Below are 2,195 nucleotides of genomic sequence, written 5' to 3'. Positions count from 1 at the left end.
GACCTCCCCAGAGCCCATGGCCGTATTTGATTCTCGACCCAGTTGTTATCTGCAGGCACACGCCCGTCATCCAGATAGCGCGTAAGCGCTTCCCAGCGTTTGAGGCTGTAGTCGAGTGCTGCGGCGATCCCGGATCCGTCCGGCACACGCTGCCGTTGCGTGAGCAACCATGCATGAAGTTCGTCGGCGACGGGGCGAGCGCGCTCCTGACGCACAAGACGTCTTCTATCGGGCTCGAGTTCCGCGACGTCGCGTTCGATTTCATACAATGCGCCGAAGTATCGCAACGCCGGCTCGGCCAGCTCGCTCTGGTGCTTGACGTGTAAGTCAAAGAATTTACGGCGCGCATGGGCTAGGCACCCGGTTTCGGTCACGCCGCTCTGGAAGCTGGCCTTGTAGCCTCCATAGTCGTCACATGTCAGCTTGCCGTGCCACTCGCCCAGAAATGCGCGTGCATGTTCGCCAGCGCGGCTCTCGGCGAAGTCGTAGATCACCGCCTTCAGATCGGAGAACTGCGTGGTACTGTACGCCCACAGATAGGCTCGATGGGTCTTGCCCTTTCCCGGCGCAAGCATCTGTACCGGCGTCTCGTCGGCATGCAGTACCGCCTGCTGCAACACTTCTTCGCGAAGTGCATCGACCAGGGGCTGCAGGCGCACGCCACACGCGCCAACCCAAGCGCCGAGCGTCGATTGCGCGATCGCCAGACCCGCCCGCGCAAAGATGCGCTCCTGTCGATACAACGGCAGGTGATCGCTGTACTTGGCGACCAGCACCTGAGCAAGCAGGCCGGGGGTCGGGATGCCCTTGTCGATCACATGAGGCGGCACCGCAGCCTGCACCAGCGTCTCGCATGCCTTGCACGCCCATTTTCCCCGGATATGCCGCTCTACGATGAACACGCCGGGCGTGTAATCCAGCTTCTCGCTGATGTCCTCGCCGATGCGAACGCGTTCGCAGCCGCACGTACAGATCGTGCTGTCCGGCTCGTGATGAATGTCGGTACGTGGCAAGTCGGGAGGAAGCGGTGCCCGCTTTGGCTGTTGACGTGGCGTCCCAGTTTGCTCGCCGGACTTCAGCCCCTGCAGCTCGAGCCCGATTGCCGCCAGATCCGCGTCGAGCGCTTCCTCAAGTAGGCTCAGTTGCTCCTTGTTGAGCTGCTCACTACGCCTGCCGAACTGCTGCCGTTTGATGACTGAGAGTTCGTGCGTAAGCTGGTCGATACGTGTTTGCCGGTACTGCAACTCTCTTTCTTTCTCGGCGATCTCGGCCATCAGCTTCGCGTTCAGTTCGCGTATCTGTTCGGTACTGAGGGCGTCGAGATTGGCGGGTATGTCCATGGCAATCAGTCTGACAGAGCCGCGCCGGATGCAGCAAGCGAAACAGTTTACGTACTCGCGGGTCTCAAATTACCGTGATCGCATAATCCGGAGCGAGAGTGCGCCACGGCAGTCCCATCACGAGAGCCTGAAGCTGTTCAGGGCTCAGCCCCACGCTCACCGCCTGCTCGCCGTTTGTCCAGACGAAGCGCCCCTTGTTCAGCCGCCGTACGGCAAGCCATATGCCCAGGCCATCGTAGACCAGCACCTTCATTCGCGTCGAATGACGATTGGCAAATAGGTATGCATGATGGGGCCTTACCGACCCGAACACCTTGACCACGCGCGCAAGCAGTGTATCGGCACCCGCGCGCATGTCGACAGGCTCCGTCGCGAGCCAGATAGCATCGATGCGAATCAACGCAACCACCCCTGCAGCCACGTTGCGCAGTCGCTCGCGGCCGACAGCGGCCAGCGCACCGTGATCGCTGTCGCGCCCCTGCGCACCTCGATCTCGATGTGCGTCGCCCCTGCAACACCATTCTGCATCTGCAGCGGCACAAATTCCGGCGACGAGACATTCAACTCCTGTCGGGCTGCTTCAGCGGCATCGCGTTCCTCCTGCGCTGCAACCCAGCTGCGCAGCAGGTTGGCGTTCAACCGGTAATGCAGTGCCACGGCCGCAATCGACACGTTCGGCTGCATTGCCGCCCGAACGACCATCTCCTTGAATTCCTTGCTATGCCGCCGGCGCCGTGTCGGCTGAACCACCTCCTGGACAACCTCGACTTCGTCCATCATGTACACCTGTCCATTTAAAATTTGAATGGACATGATCGTCGGGCTGCCCGGCTTGCCGTTCAAGATGCCTTCGCC

At 61.1% G+C, this 2,195-nt stretch carries 3 protein-coding genes; all 3 read right to left on the bottom strand.

The features are described 5' to 3' along the window. The coding region (gene tnpC / locus FVF58_RS50825; RefSeq protein WP_149676961.1) for an IS66 family transposase at positions 1-1,340 on the bottom strand (1,340 nt) is incomplete at its 3' end. Positions 1,341-1,404: 64 nt separating this feature from the next. Continuing rightward, positions 1,405-1,740 (bottom strand): IS66 family insertion sequence element accessory protein TnpB, encoded by a 336-nt coding sequence (gene tnpB / locus FVF58_RS50820; protein ID WP_149676960.1) that lies wholly within the window; start codon positions 1,738-1,740, stop codon positions 1,405-1,407. Next, on the bottom strand, positions 1,737-2,195 hold a 459-nt coding region (locus tag FVF58_RS50815; RefSeq protein ID WP_425469040.1), incomplete at its 5' end, for a transposase. The genes FVF58_RS50815 and tnpB, both read right to left, overlap by 4 nt.

Origin of the sequence: Paraburkholderia panacisoli, assembly GCF_008369935.1 — a bacterium.
GTDB lineage: Bacteria > Pseudomonadota > Gammaproteobacteria > Burkholderiales > Burkholderiaceae > Paraburkholderia > Paraburkholderia panacisoli.
This window is presented reverse-complemented; position numbering and strand designations above follow the sequence as displayed.